18 protein-coding genes are annotated in these 14,663 nt (G+C 67.0%); 4 read left to right on the plus strand and 14 right to left on the minus strand.

Annotated features, from left to right (window positions below):
* The coding region (locus AC1U2B_RS00005; protein ID WP_480215204.1) for a biotin/lipoyl-containing protein at positions 1-752 on the minus strand (752 nt) is incomplete at its 3' end.
* Between the two features lie 190 nt (positions 753-942).
* On the opposite strand from AC1U2B_RS00005, the gene AC1U2B_RS00010 reads away from it, so the two are divergent.
* Complete coding sequence (locus AC1U2B_RS00010) at positions 943-1,866, plus strand: alpha/beta fold hydrolase (protein ID WP_043988281.1); 924 nt, start codon at positions 943-945, stop codon at positions 1,864-1,866.
* A 17-nt stretch (positions 1,867-1,883) separates the two neighbouring features.
* On the opposite strand, the gene AC1U2B_RS00015 is transcribed toward AC1U2B_RS00010, so the two are convergent.
* From AC1U2B_RS00015 to AC1U2B_RS00055, 9 genes are all read right to left on the minus strand, one after another.
* Entirely contained in the window at positions 1,884-2,231 is a 348-nt protein-coding gene (locus AC1U2B_RS00015; RefSeq protein ID WP_480215205.1) for a hypothetical protein, read from the minus strand.
* A gap of 93 nt (positions 2,232-2,324) precedes the next feature.
* Complete coding sequence (locus AC1U2B_RS00020; RefSeq protein ID WP_480215206.1) at positions 2,325-3,830, minus strand: leucyl aminopeptidase; 1,506 nt, start codon at positions 3,828-3,830, stop codon at positions 2,325-2,327.
* Between the two features lie 14 nt (positions 3,831-3,844).
* A complete protein-coding gene (locus tag AC1U2B_RS00025; protein ID WP_480215207.1) occupies positions 3,845-4,954 on the minus strand; it encodes an adenylate/guanylate cyclase domain-containing protein in 1,110 nt (369 codons plus the stop codon).
* A 60-nt stretch (positions 4,955-5,014) separates the two neighbouring features.
* Positions 5,015-5,473 carry a YbaB/EbfC family nucleoid-associated protein gene (locus AC1U2B_RS00030; protein WP_480215208.1) on the minus strand — a complete coding sequence of 153 codons (459 nt, stop codon included), beginning with the start codon at positions 5,471-5,473 and terminating at the stop codon, positions 5,015-5,017.
* Between the two features lie 37 nt (positions 5,474-5,510).
* Entirely contained in the window at positions 5,511-5,915 is a 405-nt protein-coding gene (locus AC1U2B_RS00035; protein ID WP_480215209.1) for a DUF7832 domain-containing protein, read from the minus strand.
* Between the two features lie 76 nt (positions 5,916-5,991).
* Positions 5,992-6,654, minus strand: coding sequence for a HEAT repeat domain-containing protein (locus AC1U2B_RS00040; protein WP_480215210.1), 663 nt, complete (start codon positions 6,652-6,654; stop codon positions 5,992-5,994).
* 196 nt (positions 6,655-6,850) lie between these two features.
* Entirely contained in the window at positions 6,851-8,194 is a 1,344-nt protein-coding gene (locus tag AC1U2B_RS00045; protein ID WP_480215211.1) for a putative toxin, read from the minus strand.
* Between the two features lie 10 nt (positions 8,195-8,204).
* Positions 8,205-8,537 carry a WXG100 family type VII secretion target gene (locus AC1U2B_RS00050; RefSeq protein WP_480215212.1) on the minus strand — a complete coding sequence of 111 codons (333 nt, stop codon included), beginning with the start codon at positions 8,535-8,537 and terminating at the stop codon, positions 8,205-8,207.
* The gene (locus AC1U2B_RS00055) at positions 8,500-8,973 is read right to left on the minus strand and encodes a WXG100 family type VII secretion target (protein WP_480215213.1); all 474 of its coding nucleotides are present in this window, start codon (positions 8,971-8,973) and stop codon (positions 8,500-8,502) included. Before AC1U2B_RS00055 ends, AC1U2B_RS00050 begins: the two co-directional genes overlap by 38 nt.
* 6 nt (positions 8,974-8,979) lie before the next feature.
* On the opposite strand from AC1U2B_RS00055, the gene AC1U2B_RS00060 reads away from it, so the two are divergent.
* The 3 genes from AC1U2B_RS00060 (at position 8,980) to AC1U2B_RS00070 (ending at position 11,572) form a co-directional block, all read left to right on the plus strand.
* The gene (locus AC1U2B_RS00060; protein WP_480215214.1) at positions 8,980-9,261 is read left to right on the plus strand and encodes a hypothetical protein; all 282 of its coding nucleotides are present in this window, start codon (positions 8,980-8,982) and stop codon (positions 9,259-9,261) included.
* Between the two features lie 11 nt (positions 9,262-9,272).
* Positions 9,273-10,367, plus strand: coding sequence for a glycine cleavage system aminomethyltransferase GcvT (gene gcvT / locus AC1U2B_RS00065; protein ID WP_043988274.1), 1,095 nt, complete (start codon positions 9,273-9,275; stop codon positions 10,365-10,367).
* Positions 10,368-10,453: 86 nt separating this feature from the next.
* Positions 10,454-11,572 (plus strand): branched-chain amino acid aminotransferase, encoded by a 1,119-nt coding sequence (locus tag AC1U2B_RS00070; protein ID WP_480215215.1) that lies wholly within the window; start codon positions 10,454-10,456, stop codon positions 11,570-11,572.
* 68 nt (positions 11,573-11,640) lie between these two features.
* Here AC1U2B_RS00070 and AC1U2B_RS00075 read toward each other — a convergent pair whose 3' ends face one another.
* The 4 genes from AC1U2B_RS00075 to AC1U2B_RS00090 are packed head-to-tail and all read right to left on the minus strand — an operon-like array spanning position 11,641 to position 14,631.
* Complete coding sequence (locus AC1U2B_RS00075) at positions 11,641-12,363, minus strand: adenosylcobinamide-GDP ribazoletransferase (RefSeq protein ID WP_260972178.1); 723 nt, start codon at positions 12,361-12,363, stop codon at positions 11,641-11,643.
* Complete coding sequence (cobT, locus tag AC1U2B_RS00080; protein WP_043399656.1) at positions 12,360-13,418, minus strand: nicotinate-nucleotide--dimethylbenzimidazole phosphoribosyltransferase; 1,059 nt, start codon at positions 13,416-13,418, stop codon at positions 12,360-12,362. The genes AC1U2B_RS00075 and cobT overlap by 4 nt, the downstream gene beginning before the upstream one ends.
* On the minus strand, positions 13,415-13,942 hold the full coding sequence (locus AC1U2B_RS00085) for a bifunctional adenosylcobinamide kinase/adenosylcobinamide-phosphate guanylyltransferase (protein ID WP_480215216.1): 528 nt from the start codon (positions 13,940-13,942) through the stop codon (positions 13,415-13,417). Before AC1U2B_RS00085 ends, cobT begins: the two co-directional genes overlap by 4 nt.
* 5 nt (positions 13,943-13,947) lie before the next feature.
* Positions 13,948-14,631, minus strand: a complete 684-nt coding sequence (locus AC1U2B_RS00090) for a DUF3043 domain-containing protein (RefSeq protein WP_260941178.1) — start codon at positions 14,629-14,631, stop codon at positions 13,948-13,950.
* Positions 14,632-14,663 lie beyond the last annotated feature (32 nt).

A 14,663-nucleotide genomic window follows, 5' to 3' on the forward strand; every position in this document is an offset into this window, starting at 1 on the left:
GCCGGGGCGGGGGGAGGCGGGGTCGGTGCGGCAGGGGCCGGCGGAGGCGTGGGCGCGGCCACGGGCTCGGGTGCCGGAGCCGGAGCGGCCGGAGCAGGCGCGGCAGCCGGGGCCGAGCCGGCGGCGCCGATCTTGGCGAGCTCGCCGCCGATCGACACGACGTCGTCCTCGTCGGCGGTGATGGAGAGCAGCACGCCGGCGACGGGCGATGGGATTTCGGTGTCGACCTTGTCGGTGGACACCTCGACCAGGGGCTCGTCGACCTCGACGGAGTCGCCGACCTTCTTGAGCCAGCGGGTGACGGTGCCTTCGGTGACCGACTCGCCGAGCGTCGGCATCACGATCGAGGTGGCGTCGGTGGCATCGGAGGCGGCCGGGGCGGGGGCCGCGGCGGGGGCCGGGGCAGGTGCTTCAGCGGCCGGGGCCGGGGCAGCGGCGACGGGCTCGGGTGCCGGGGCCGGGGGAGCTGCCGGTGCGGCCGCCGGAGGGGGGGCTGCGGGTGCGGGAGCGGAGCCGGCTTCACCGATGACGGCGAGCTCGCCGCCGATCTCGACGACGTCGTCTTCCTGCGCGACGATCTTGGTCAGGACACCTGCTGCCGGCGACGGGATTTCGGTGTCGACCTTGTCGGTGGACACCTCGAGCAGGGGTTCGTCGACCTCGACGGTGTCGCCCTCCTGCTTGAGCCATCGAGTGACGGTCCCCTCGGTAACGCTCTCACCGAGTGCGGGCATCTGGACGGAGATGGCCATTGCGTTGACTCCTCGAAAAGGTCGCTCGTCACTTCGAATGTCTCGGCCCCATCCTGTCATGCCGGTGCATGCGAGGTGTGGCGGGTCGGGACTTTGTCGCGCTGTCTTGACACCACTTCTGAGCAGGCTACTGTCGCATTTAAACCAGTACCGGCGGTACGGGATACTTTGAGCTCAGCGGGGTTTGACGATGCAGTTTGTGGACAGCGCGGACGGGACGCGGATCGCGACGTACGAGGAGGGCAATCCGGACGGTCCGGTGGTCGTGCTGGTGCACGGCTGGCCCGACTCGCACGACATGTGGGACGCCACGGTGCCGCACCTTGCCGACACCTACCGGGTGATCCGCTACGACAACCGTGGATCGCGCAATTCCGGTGTGCCCAAGAAGGTTTCGTCGTACACGATGGCGCACTACGCCGACGACTTCGCGGCCGTCATCGAGGCGCTGGCGCCTGGCCAGAAGGTCCACGTGCTCGCCCATGATTGGGGCTCGGTGGGCATCTGGGAGTACCTGTCCCGGCCAGAATCGGTGGACCGTGTCGCGTCGTTCACCTCGACCTCGGGGCCGAGCGCCGACCACACTCGTCGCTACATCATGGACGGCCTCAAGCGCCCCTATCAGCCGGTGCGATTCCTGCGCTCGGTGTCGCAGTTCCTGCGGCTGACCTATCAGGGTTTCTTCTCGATCCCGTTGGTGGCGCGAGTGTTGGTCCGGGCCACTGTGCCGACCATCCTGCCTCAGCTGATGAAACGCCTTGATGGCATGTCCGACAACCAGATTCGGCATTCGGACACCTTCGCGACCGACGCCGCGAACAGCCTCAAGGTGTACCCGGCCAACTACTGGCGCACCCTGTTCAAGGGCCGGCGTGACCACTACGTCAACGTGCCGGTGCAGGTGATCGTCAACCGCGGCGACCAGTTCGTCCGCCCGCACCTGTATGACGAGACGCCCCAATGGGTTCCGCAGCTGTGGCGCCGGGACATCGACTCGGGCCACTGGTCGCCGATGTCGCATCCGGAGCTGCTCGCCACCGCGGCCCGCGAACTCGCCGAACACGTAGCCGGCGCCGCGCCGGCCCGGGATCTGCAACTGGCTCAGATCGGCTAGGCCGGTTTCGGTCGACGTCAGGGGCGGTCGCCGTTGACGTTGACGTTGTGCGTGACTTCGCCCTCGTGGTTGACGTTCACGTTGACGGTCGGATCGCACGCCGGATTCTTGAACGCGACGCTGTCGCACGGCATGCCGTTGTTGTAGAACAACCCGCCACCGTTGTTGTTGTCGTTGTTGAACCCCGGGTCGCACTGATCGTCGCCGCCCAGCGAATCGATCACGTTGCGGAACGGGCACAGCTGGTCGGCGATGATGTCCTCGTCTTCGGGATCAGCCATTGCCTGGGTGGCGCCGCTCAGCCCGGCTAATTCCATGCCGATAACAGTGACCGTCACGGCGGCCACGTGAACGAACTTATTCATGCAGGAAAGGTACGCCGAAGGTTTGTCTGGCGGTAGAAAAATGCGGTAACTGGTGCTGCCTCAGCTACCGCCGAGCTGCCGCTCCTGACGGGCCTAGCCGTTGGTCGCGATGTCCTGCAGCACGGCGAACATGGTCCGCGTCGGCACGCCGGTACCGCCCTTGCCGGTGTAACCCCAGGGGCTGCCGGTGTTGTAGGCCGGGCCGGCGACGTCGAGGTGCGCCCACTGCACACCGTCGGCGACGAACTCCCGCAGATACACCCCGGCCACCAGCATGCCCGCGTTGCGCACGCCGCTGACGTTCGCGAGGTCGGCGACCGTCGACTTCAGGTCGTCCTTGAGCTCTTCGGGCAACGGCATCGGCCAGGCGTTCTCGCCGACGTCCTGCGACAGCTTGGCGACTCGGTCGCGGAACTCGTCGGTGCCCATGACGCCGGGGGTACGCGCGCCGAGTGCCACGAGTTGCGCGCCGGTCAGCGTCGCCGTGTCGATCAGGTAATCGGGGTTGTCCTCGCAGGCGCGGACGATGGCGTCGGCCAGGATCAGCCGGCCCTCGGCGTCGGTGTTGAGCACCTCGATGGTGGTGCCGCCGTACTGGGTCAGCACGTCTCCCGGCCGCTGCGCCGTCGACGACGGCATGTTCTCGGCCATGGGCACGGTGGCGGTGACGTCGACCGCCAGCTGCTGGCGCGCGGCCAGCACCACGGTCGCGATGACGGCCGCCGCGCCGCCCATGTCGGAGGTCATCTGGTGCATGTTGGCGGCCGGCTTGATCGAGATGCCGCCGGTGTCGAAGGTGATGCCCTTGCCGACCAGCGCCACCTTCTTGGCGTCCTTCTTGCCGGAGCGGTAGGTCAGCCGCACCAGTCGCGGGCCGCGGGACGAGCCCTTGCCGACGCCCACGACGCCGCCGTAGCCGGCATCCTCCAGCTCCTTCTTGCCCAGCACCTCGACCTCGAGGCCTGCCGACTTGCCCAAAGCCTTTGCGCGCTTGGCGAATTCACCCGGGAACAGGTGGCTCGGCGGGGTGTTGACCAGATCGCGGGCGGTCGCCACCGCGGTGGCGACATCGACGCCGCGGGCCGCCGCCGTCTCGGCATCGTCTGCGGTGGACAACACGGTCAGCGCCGTCAGGCCTGCCTCTTTCGGAGCAGTCTTCGCGCTGCGGAATTCGGAGAACCGGTAAGCGCCCAGGATCAGGCCTTCGACGGCCGCCGCCACGTCCAACTCGGACAGCGTGGTCACCACGGTCTCGGTGCCATTGAGCGCGCGGGCCGCGACCCCAGCGGCGCGGCGGATGACATCGGCGGGCCACTCGTCGCGGTCCTTGCCGAGGCCGACGGCCAACACACTGGCCACCGGCAGCGACGGGACGAGCACGCGGGTCAGCTGCTCGGTCGAACCTTTCGCGCCCAGGGCCTTCAGTGCGACCTCGATCTCACCGGTGGCCTCGGCGTCCAGAAATGGGTTGGCCAGGACCTTGGCCTCGTCGTTGTCGCCGGTGATGACCGGCACGATCAGCACCGCCGAATCCAAGTCGGACGGCAGGACGGATGCGACGGTGACGGCGGGGGACTGGTAACCGGGTGCGCTGCTCACCTGCCCCACCCTAGTCACTGTGTCTGCCGCGCCGCCCGCTCAGCGTCGGCGCAGACCTCGAATGCTGTCACGGGGTCGTTGAAACCCTTGAGCACCAACGGCTCCCGCGGCGCGATCGGCCATTTGCCGGGCATGTCGTACCAGGGAGCGGCCACCAGAATCTGCCCGGGCTCGGCCGCGGCGACCAGCCGGGCCGCCAGATTCACCGGATTGCCGAAGTAATCGCCACCGGTGGCCACGACCGAGCCGAAACTCAGGCCGGCCCGCACGCTGATGTGGGCCATCTTCGGCCGGGGGTGGTGCACCAGGTCAACCGCGACCCGCGCGAGCGATTCGGGAGTGGCGCTGACCCACATCACCGCATCCCCGATGAACTTGACGACCCGGCCGCCGTCAGCGTGCACCACGTCGTTGGTGATGGCGTTGAACTCGTTGAGCAAGCTGGTCAACTCGTCCGGCCTGAGCATCTGCGTGAGCTGCGTGAAGTTGGACAGGTCGGCGAACCCGACGCCACAGTCCAGCGTTGACGACTCGTGATGGACGACACCGTCGAAATACGTTCGGGCAGAGGCGACATGGTGGCGGTGTACGGCGTCGATCATGCCGCCGATGCGCGGAATGAAATTGGCCGCCGCCCGGTAGGCCCGGGCGGTGACGAGTTCGTCGTGGCTGTGGGCCAGGTCGAGGTTGGGCAGGCCGACGCGGCTCATCGATGTCAGGGCCTCGGCCACCCGCGCCACGCTCCCACCGATCACCCGCAGGAAGCCCCGTGCGGCATCGTCGCCGATCGCGGTCCGCAGATCCGCCCACGTGCGCAAGGCCTCGATGTCGTTGGCGGTGAGCATCGGCTCGGTCGGGTCGGCGACCGTCAAGCCCAGGACCGCCCAGGCCTGTTCGACGTCGGCCAGGGGCAACCCGAGCGCTTCGGCCGCGGAAGCCAGGCTGTGGCTGGGCTGCCCCGACCACTGCGCGACGTCTCCGGCCAGCCCGAACAACCGGCCCCGGCGCTCGGCCTCCACCATCTCCTCGGCGGTGAAACCGAGCCCGTCCAGGTATTCGATGAGCGGCGCGCGATCGCGTGCATCAGCGATGCCCGCGGCTTCCAACGCGTCGAAATCGACCACGAAACGAGTCTGCCAGCTACAAAGCGGCGATGGGGCGGACTGGGCTTTGCGGATTTGCAGTTACCAGTCGTCGCGGTTCTCGTCCGATGGTTGGTCATAAGGGACGTAGAAGCCGAATGGGTCGACGTCGCTTGGCAGTTCGTCGGCGCGTGAGTTGCCTGTGATGCTGCGCAGGGCATCGGCTGCAGAGGAGTCGACCCCGTCGAAGTCGGCGAGTAGCAGTTCTTGAAGGCGATGGACCTCTGCCATGGCCTCGGCAACTTTGGCTGCCATGAGTTGGCTGGCTTTCTGAGCGGTGGCCGCGATCAGACGTCCGAGCTCTTCGCGGTCCAGCCGGACCGTCTCATCAGCCAGGTCGACATCAGTTACCAGGCCGGAGACTGTGACGGTGACGCGAACCAGATCGTCGGGGGAGCAGGCCTGAACTTCGCCGATTTCGTCGACCGCCCGGCGGGTACGGGCGATCAATTCGGCTTGGCCTTCAAGGCTTTCGATGTCGATGAATCGGTTGTCGGTCATTTGGGTAACCCGTTCGACGTGAATTGACAGGAGGTACTCAGTTGCCGCCATGTCTAAAGATTTCGTAGGCCTCCTGGATCACCGGTGCCACGGCGTCGTACGTCTCCCACGTGTCTGGGGCGGCGTAACTGATCTCGTACCTGGCGATTTCGGGGATTGCGCCGTAGACGCGCAGATACTGGCGATAGGCGGCTTCGCAGAACGCGGCGCCGCGCGCGGTGACATCGGCCGAGTTGATCTCTCCGCAGCAGTGGTCGACCAGGAACTTTCCTGGAGTGATCGACCGGGCAAGGAGCGGGGCGGTATTCGTTCTCTCGGTATCGATCAGATCGTTGTGGGCCAGCCATGCGAAGAACATGCCGATGTGGGTGGCGGCGCAGTCGGGGTCCAGGTCGTGTTCACCGACTGTGTCTTGGTGCCAACCAGCGTCGTCGTAGGTCATCGGTGTGTTTCTCCTTCAACGGGGCGGGCAGCTCGGTCGGATGCCCGGAAGTTCTGGAGCGATGGTGCGGTGCGCGTCATTCTGGGAGCCGTTCCATAGCGCGCTTGGCGCTTTTCCTGACCCAGGCGTTGGCATCTTCGACATACGGGGCGATCCGGTCGCGGACACCGGCAGCTTTCATGGCCACAAGAGCCTTGATCGCAAAGCCGGTGTACACCGTGTCGAGCCATTCCAACGCGATGGCCTGCGCTTCGGGAGTCTTCACTCGGCCGAGGTATGCGATGAGTCCCGACCGAGAGAATTCAGGCGGCATGTCCCTGATGAGTGTGGCGATGGTAGAGAAATCTCTCTTGGTGGCGATGCGGCCAAGTGCGGAATCTGCGTACTCGGGGAGCGGCCCCGGAAGGGGAGGCTGCCTGCGAAGCTGGTTTACCAGAGCGTCGACGGCTGCTTGGTTCCCGCGGGCGGCGCTGTCGTTGAGGTTGCGGATAAGTCCCGCGCGGATTGCGGTGCGGTGGCTCGTTTCCGGTCCCGGGATCCGCTCTTCAATGTGGTTGAGCCAGTCTACGAAGATGGGGATCCCTTGGGGGATGGTCGCGACGCGGTTGGCGAGTTCGTTGACGGTGTAACAGCGGACGCCGACGGCGGCGAGTTCTTCCATGATTCTGCGGTCGAATCCACGCTCGCCGTCGTGATAGCGCGCAGGCAGGTTGTTCATCCAGTCGTCGCCCTCGGGCATGCCTGGATAAGTGATGGGTGGCCAGGTGCCCTCGAGGTTCTCTTTTGGCAGTGGCCGCCGCTTCCGCGCCGACTGTGGTTCTTCGAGCTGTGTTGGTTTGCGTACAAGGTCTGAGCTGGTGGCCTCGACGGTCCCGATCGCGCGTCGCAGCGCGGCGATGGTGGCGTCGCGCGCAGTGTCCCGTGAGCCAGGCCGATCAGATGTCATCGTTGTCGTCCAGTTCTTTGCGGATCAGCTGGATCTGTCCGGAATCGATCATGGCCTGAATTCTCGGGTCATTGACCACCGTGCGATGGTCGACCACCAACGTCATGGTGTAGCCCTGCTGGCGCGCCCACTCGGCCTCCGCGGCGATCTGCTTGTAATTACCGCGAAGCTCGTTGGCGTTCTTGACTTCGACGACATTGTGGTTGGCGTCGTCGATGTAGTCGGGAAACGCGACTTCCTGGCGACCGTTGATCACAACCTTGATCTGGCGCTTGGGATCGCCATTGGGTACCCCGGCGCGTTCCTCGCCCCGCCTCCCGGCTGCGGTGTTGTCGTCGCGATCTCGGTTGCGGATCGGGTCGGTCTGTCGAGGTGTGCGGTCCAGGATCGAGGACAGTCCGCGCGTGCTGCCGGTCGCGAGCGCGTAAATGCCCTGGTTGGATTTGGCGGCAGTGTCGACCGTGCCATTGATGCCTTCGATCAGCTTGTCCATGCCGCGGGCGTAAGCGATCTTGTTGGTTTTGATCAATTCGTCGAGCTGACGGACCATCCACGACCCAAACGGAAGCCGGCGCGCGGCGATCTTGTCGATCTCGTACGACTTGATGATCAAGTCGAGAATCCTCAGGGACGTGCGGCCGGTGCTCTTGTCGATAGCGGCAACCCGGTGAACTTCCGAGCATGCGGTGCCCAAGGCGCTTGCTGCGTCGCCAGTGTCTCGTAAGGATCTGCAGACGGCCGCGACTTCGTCAACAATTCCGTTGACCTCGGGACTCTGGTGTTGCGCGTCGTCGGTGAACACTGTGGTGACGTCGTTCCACAGCTGCAGGGCTGTGGAACCCTTGCTGTTGGCAAAACTCGTGAATTGTTTTCCGGCGCTGTCGATTCGGCCTTCGTCACAGTCGGCCCACTGCTTGGTGACGTACTCGGCAATCAACTCCCAGCGGTCGGGCTTCTCGTGCGTTCCGCCAACCGCATGCTCACTTGGATGGAGATTGGTCGCCAGCGTGCACCCCTGGGGTGCCGGTGGGGTTGGCTGATTCCCGCCACCGCCCGATTCGTTTTCGGCATGGGCATGGTTGAGGCCCGCCTGATGAACGAGGTAACCCAGTTCGCGGGCAGCGATCGCGGTGGTTGACCCGAGTTCGAAGACGTCGGAGGCGGACTGGTCAAAACTCTGGGCCCATGTCGGCCCACCGGAGGCGTAAGTTCCCGCAGACTGGCTGACTTTGAGCGCGTCGTCGAGATTCTTTACGTCCGTTGCGAGCGTCGCGGACGCGGCGCACAGTTTGGCGGCCACGGCGTAGTAGTTCTCCGGAGTGATCTTCGTCAACGACTCACTCCTACCGGAACATTTCGATGTTTTTGCGCCGTGCCTCGGCGTAGTTGTCACGAGCGGTGGCCACGTACGCGCGGTAGGCCTTGAGAGACGCCAAGTGCTTATACGCAGTGTCCTGCCAGCCGTCGTGGAATTCGGTGAAAGCTGTTGCAGCCGAGCCGGTGTAGTTGTCGAGCACGGCCGCCACCGTGGTTTTCGCCGTGGCGCAATGGGTCGTCATCTCCTCGATCGACCGGTCCAGCGCGGCGATGAACTCGTTCATCTCATCGAGGTTGTATTCGTACGTTGGCAATGCCGTCTCACATCTGCTGTTTGATGTCGGTGCCCGACGACGCATCCTGATCCCGGTAAAGACCCGCGGCGATAGATAGTTTCGCGGCGTTGTCGGCTAGCGCGTCGAGGTGCTGGCGGAAGTTTCGGTGCACGTCGGCCCACATTTGCGCACCTGCATCGGCGGTCCGGCCCTGCCATGCGCTCTGAAGCGTCTCGTGGCTGTCGCGAGCCTTAGACAACGCCGCTTGGATCGCGTCGTGCGCTGCATGGAGCTGCGCCGCACCGTGATCCAGCGCGTCTGGATCCACCCGTAAACTGTTGTCCATCCCCACCCCCCCCACGAGGTATGAGATCCGCTGATGGACTGGCATACGCATTTCAGCCCTGTAACCCAAGCTGATCTCAACGAGCTGTTGCAGACCAGCATACAAGCGGCTGCCACGGCGTTGAGTTTTCAGAACCTGACCCCATTCATGTTGGTCATCGACGCCGGCGGCCATCGCACCATGCGCACTTTGGGTTCCCCCGTCGACAACACCGCGGCGGCGGTGATGTCCGCACTTCAAAACGACGACGACGCTCAACTGCTGCGGGCTCGTGCCACGGTCTTGGATGTCACTGTGCGCGCACCGTTCGCCGGCGACGCGATCAACATCCGGCTCGAACATCGCGATGGCCCGGCGATCGACGTTTTGGTCCCGTACCTAACCACCGCTGACGGCATCACAGTCGACGCCGAAGCCATGACGACCAGCGTCGATACCCCGAATCTTTGGCGGCGAAGCTAGGCTTTCTGGCCGTGAGCGAACTGTTGCAGGGCCCGCTGGAAGACCGTCACCGCGAACTCGGGGCGAGTTTCGCCGAATTCGGGGGCTGGTTGATGCCGGTGTCCTATGCCGGCACCGTGGCCGAGCACACCGCCACCCGCGAGGCCGTCGGCCTGTTCGACGTCAGCCATCTCGGCAAGGCTCTGGTTCGTGGCCCCGGCGCGGCCGAATTCGTCAACGCCGCCTTCACCAACGACCTGCGCCGCATCGGGCCGGGCAAGGCGCAGTACACCTTGTGCTGCAACTCTTCTGGCGGCGTGATCGACGACCTGATCGCCTACTACGTCTCCGACGACGAAATCTTCCTGGTCCCCAACGCGGCCAACACCGCCGCCGTGGTCGCCGAGCTGCAGCGCCTCGCCCCGCCCGAACTGACCATCACCGACGAGCACCGGTCCTACGCCGTGCTGGCCGTGCAGGGACCGAAGTCCACCGAGGTGCTCACCGCGCTCGGGCTGCCGACCGACATGGACTACATGGGGTACGCCGACGCCGAGTACGACGGCGTCCCGGTCCGCGTGTGCCGCACCGGCTACACCGGGGAGCACGGTTATGAACTGCTGCCCGAGTGGGACCGTGCAGGCGTCGTGTTCGACGCGCTGGTCGCCGCGGTGCAGGCCGCCGGCGGTGAGCTCGCCGGTCTGGGCTCGCGCGACACCCTGCGCACCGAGATGGGCTACCCGCTGCACGGACATGAACTGTCGCTGGACATTTCGCCCCTGCAGGCCCGCTGCGGCTGGGCCATCGGCTGGAAGAAGGACGCCTTCTGGGGCCGCGACGCCCTGCTCGCGGAGAAGGCGGCAGGCCCAAAGCGGACGCTGCGCGGCCTCAAGGCCGTCGGCCGTGGCGTGCTGCGTGCCGACCTGACGGTCCTCGACGGGGACACCCCGGTGGGCATCACCACGTCGGGCACCTTCTCGCCGAGTCTGAAGGTCGGTATCGCGCTGGCGCTGCTCGACACCGCCGCCGACATCGCCGACGGTGCTCGCGTGACCGTCGATGTCCGGGGCCGGGCGCTCGAATGCGAGGTTGTGGCCCCGCCGTTTGTGGCAGCCAAAACGCGGTAGGCGGCGAGCGGAGCGACGGGGAAACGCGACAGGGGGCGAGCGGAGCGACCGGGAAACGCGGTAGCCACGGGCGATACAATCGGCATATGACCGATGGCCCCCTCGAATTCACCGTGTCGCGCGCAAGCAACCCAGCGAGCGACGAGGTAAGGGCCCAGGTTCTCGCCGACCCCGGATTCGGGCGGTTCCACACCGACCACATGGTGTCGATCGACTACAGCGTCGACCGCGGCTGGCACGACGCCCGCGTCAGCGCCTACGGACCCATCGAACTGGACCCGTCGGCCATCGTCCTGCACTACGCGCAGGAAGTGTTCGAGGGGCTGAAGGCCTACCGCTGGAACGACAATTCGATCGTCTCGTTCCGCCCGGACGCCAACGCCGCCCGGCTGCAGTCGTCGTGCCGACGGCTGGCCATCCCGGAGCTGCCCGCGGACGTGTTCGTCGAGTCGTTGCGTCAGCTGATTGCCGTCGACAACGAATGGGTGCCGGCCGCCGGTGGTGAGGCGTCGCTGTACCTGCGGCCGTTCATCATCGCCACCGAGCCGGGCCTGGGCGTGCGGCCCGCCAACGAGTACCGCTATCTGGTGATCGGCTCGCCGGCCGGCGCGTACTTCAAGGGCGGCATCAAGCCGGTGTCGGTGTACCTGTCCACCGAGTACGTGCGGGCCAGCCCGGGCGGTACCGGTGCGGCCAAGTTCGGCGGCAACTACGCCGCCTCGCTGCTGGCGCAGGCGCAGGCCGCCGAGATGGGTTGCGACCAGGTGGTCTGGCTGGACGCCATCGAGCGCCGGTACGTCGAAGAAATGGGTGGCATGAACCTGTTCTTCGTGTTCGGCAGCGGTGGTTCGGCGCGGCTGGTCACCCCGGAGCTGTCCGGTTCGCTGCTCCCCGGCATCACCCGGGATTCGTTGCTGCAGTTGGCGGTTGACGCCGGATTCGCCGTCGAGGAACGCAAGATCGACATCGACGAGTGGCAGAAGAAGGCCGCCGCGGGGGAGATCACCGAGGTGTTCGCCTGCGGCACCGCGGCCGTCATCACCCCGGTCGCGCACGTGAAATACGGCCACGGCGAATCGGCCGGCGAGTTCACCATCGGCGACGGCCAGCCCGGTGAGGTCACCATGGCGCTGCGCGACACCCTGACGGGTATCCAGCGCGGCACGTTCGCCGACACCCACAACTGGATGACCCGCCTGGGTTAGCCCACGTCCAACGTGAAGAAGATCGCGAGATTTCTTGGAAATCTCGCGATCTTCTTCACGTTCGGCGGCTAATGGACGGCCAGCCCCAGCGCGGTCAGCGTCGTCGTGACTTCGACGGCGGCACCCAGCACGTCACCGGTGATCCCGCCGAATCGGCGGACGCAGTGCGCCACCAGGAGCGCCGCGACGATCAGTGCCACCAGCACGACCACCGGGCCCTGCCACAGCCGCGGCGTCGCCCAGGCCGACGCGACGGCCAGGGCCAGCGTCCACGCCGCCACGACCCACACCGGCTGACTGCCGGCGACCATCGCGCCCAACGTGCTGCCGGGTGCGGCCGGTACCGACGTGCGGCAGGCCGCCAGGGCAGCGACGCGACCCGCGGTGACGGCGACGACGACCGCCACCGGATTGAGCGCGGCGAAGGTCATGCTCTGTGCGCCGATCGCCACCACGATCGCGGCCACGCCGAAAGGGCCGGCGGTCCCGCCACGCATGACGGCCAGTGCCCGCTCGGGCGGCCCGTAACAGCCGAGGCCGTCGACGGTGTCGGACAGCCCGTCGATGTGCAGGCCGCGGGTCAACAGGAGCAGCGCCGTCACCGCGAGCAACCCGGCCAGCGGGCCGGTCGAGTACACGTGCCCGGCGCCCCAGACGACTGCCGCGGCAATGCCGCCGAGGACGACGCCCACCACAGGAAGTGCGGTCAGGGTGCCCCGCCCGAACGGCCGGTTGCTGCGCACCGGAAGGACGGTGCTGAACGCGAAAGCCGAAGCGAGGGAACCGATCACGACGGCTTATCGGTGACGTTCGCCTCGCCGAACGTGGCCATGGACGCCAGCGTCGCCACCGCGGCCCGCAGTACCGGCAGCGCCACCGCGGCGCCGCTGCCTTCACCCAGGCGCATCCCGAGATCCAAGATCGGGGTCATCTGCAGTCGCTGCAGCGCCACCGAATGAGCGGGTTCCGTGGACAGGTGGGCGGCCTGCCACCAGGCTTTCGCGCCGGGGGCCAGCCGGTCGGCGACCAGCGCCGCGGCCGTCACCACCACGCCGTCGAGCAGCACCGGGGTCCGCCGCACCGCGGCCTGGGCCAGGAAACCGGCCATGGCGGCCAGGTCCGCGCCGCCGCAAACAGCAAGCAGCGCAACCGGATCGGCCTTCACCTGGCGGGCACGGAACAGCGCGTCACGGATGGCCGCGGTCTTGCGGGCCCAGCCCTCGTCGTCGACGCCGGTACCGCGGCCCACCACGGCGACGGGCTCGGCGGCAGTCAGGGCGGCGACCAAAGTCGTTGCCGGAGTGGTGTTTCCGATGCCCATATCGCCGGCGATGAGCAGGTCGGCTCCCGCGTCGACCTCTTGGTCGGCAATGGTGCGACCCGCCGCGATCGCCGCGACGGCCTCCTCGGTGGACAGGGCGTCCTCGACGGCGATGTTGCCGCTGCCGCGCCGCACCTTGTGGGCGCCGATCGCGGGGGAGTGGGCCTCGCCGTCGACCGCGATGTCGACCACGCGCACGGTGGCCCCGGCCACGTCGGCCAGCACGTTGATGGCCGCGCCGCCCGCGTCGAAGTTCGCCACCATCTGCGCGGTGACCTCGGACGGGAAGGCAGATACCCCGGACGCCGTCACCCCGTGGTCGCCGGCGAACACCACGATCCTGGCCCGCTCGAATTGCTTTGGCGGACAATGGCCTTGGCATGCCGACACCCAGACCGACAGTTCCTCGAGGCGTCCCAACGAGCCCGGCGGTTTCGTCAGCGTGTTCTGGCGCGCGAGGGCCGCCTGCCGCACGTCGGCATCCGGTTTGGTCAGATCGGGAAACTGGGCACGGGGATCGCTCATCGGGGCTCCTTGACAGTGAGAGGCTGACCGGCCACCACCAGCACCACCCGGTCGCAGACCGCGGCCAGTCGCTGGTTGAGCGAGCCCAATTCGTCGGCAAACCGGCGGCCCGATTCCGTGGCCGGGACCACGGTCAGCCCGACCTCCGGGCTGACCAAGGCCAGGGGCGCGGTGAATTCGCTGACCGCCGAGGTCAATCCGTCGACCTCGGCCTGAATCGACCCGCCGGTCCAGGCGGCGCATCGGTCCATCGCAGCGACCAGCCACCCACCGATGTCATCGACCATGGTGGCGGCGCCGGAGGTGGGCAAAGTGCTTGCCACGTCGGCGGATTCGACAGTCGACCAGTGATTCGGCCGTCGGTTCTGATGCGCTGAAACCCGGGCCGCGAAGTCGGCGTCGCCGTCGACGGAACCGGTCGCGACGTAGCGCACCGGCCCGCTCGGCCCGGCCGCACGGCCGATCCAGTCTTCGGCCCACTGCGACTTTCCCGACCGGATGCCGCCGAGCACCAGGGTGCGCACCGGGCTCAGTCGACCTTGTCTCCGCGGCTGACCTGCGGCTTCGGCACGCGCATCCGGCGCAGCTGCGACGCCCGGCTGGACGCGTAAAAGCCCAGCTTCCAACCGCTTTCGGTGTTGTCCGGGAACTTCGCGTCGACGCGCTTGTTGACCCGGCGGCTGAGCAGGACGCCGTCGATGGCCATGATCACCATCAGGCCCAGCATCGCGACGGACAGCAGGCCCTGGGTCTGTACCGGCGGCAGCGCCATCATGAAGAACACCAGCACCAGTGCGGACGGCATGAACAGGCCGAGCACGTTGCGCCGGGAGTCGACGAGATCGCGGACGTAGCGCTTGACCGGGCCCTTGTCGCGGGGCAGCAGGTAGGCCTCGTCGCCGGCCATCATCTTGGCGCGCCGCGAATCCATATCGGCCCGACGGGCCAGGCGATCGGCCTTGCGCTCGTCCTTGGACTTCGAGTTGCGAAGTTCCTTGCGTCGCTTACGCGCCTCGGACGTCGTCATGGGCGCCGGCGCCACTGGGCCCCGCTTGCGGGCCGCGGCGCTCTGCTTGGGTGTCGGCCGGCCCTTGGGCGCGGTGGTGCGCACAGCGGCGTCGACGTCCGAGTTGCCGGTCACGGTGACGTCGTCAGCGTTGCTGCCGTCGTCTCCCGAGTCGGCGTTGTCCTTCTTGCGGCCCAGCAGATTCACGCACCCAGGTTACTTCGGTGGCCACGGTCGGC

Source organism: Mycolicibacterium sp. P4_G11 (assembly GCF_056555145.1).

Excerpts from the sequence above, each read along its gene's own strand:
- AC1U2B_RS00010 (WP_043988281.1), top strand. The coding sequence starts at position 943 with ATGCAGTTTGTGGACAGCGCGGACGGGACGCGGATCGCGACGTACGAG.
- AC1U2B_RS00015 (WP_480215205.1), bottom strand. The coding sequence starts at position 2,231 with ATGAATAAGTTCGTTCACGTGGCCGCCGTGACGGTCACTGTTATCGGC.
- AC1U2B_RS00030 (WP_480215208.1), bottom strand. The coding sequence starts at position 5,473 with ATGACCGACAACCGATTCATCGACATCGAAAGCCTTGAAGGCCAAGCC.
- AC1U2B_RS00035 (WP_480215209.1), bottom strand. The coding sequence starts at position 5,915 with ATGACCTACGACGACGCTGGTTGGCACCAAGACACAGTCGGTGAACAC.
- AC1U2B_RS00040 (WP_480215210.1), bottom strand. The coding sequence starts at position 6,654 with ATGCCCGAGGGCGACGACTGGATGAACAACCTGCCTGCGCGCTATCAC.
- AC1U2B_RS00050 (WP_480215212.1), bottom strand. The coding sequence starts at position 8,537 with ATGCGTCGTCGGGCACCGACATCAAACAGCAGATGTGAGACGGCATTG.
- AC1U2B_RS00055 (WP_480215213.1), bottom strand. The coding sequence starts at position 8,973 with ATGGCCGCCGGCGTCGATGACCAACATGAATGGGGTCAGGTTCTGAAA.
- AC1U2B_RS00060 (WP_480215214.1), top strand. The coding sequence starts at position 8,980 with ATGCGCACTTTGGGTTCCCCCGTCGACAACACCGCGGCGGCGGTGATG.
- AC1U2B_RS00070 (WP_480215215.1), top strand. The coding sequence starts at position 10,454 with ATGACCGATGGCCCCCTCGAATTCACCGTGTCGCGCGCAAGCAACCCA.
- cobT (WP_043399656.1), bottom strand. The coding sequence starts at position 13,418 with ATGAGCGATCCCCGTGCCCAGTTTCCCGATCTGACCAAACCGGATGCC.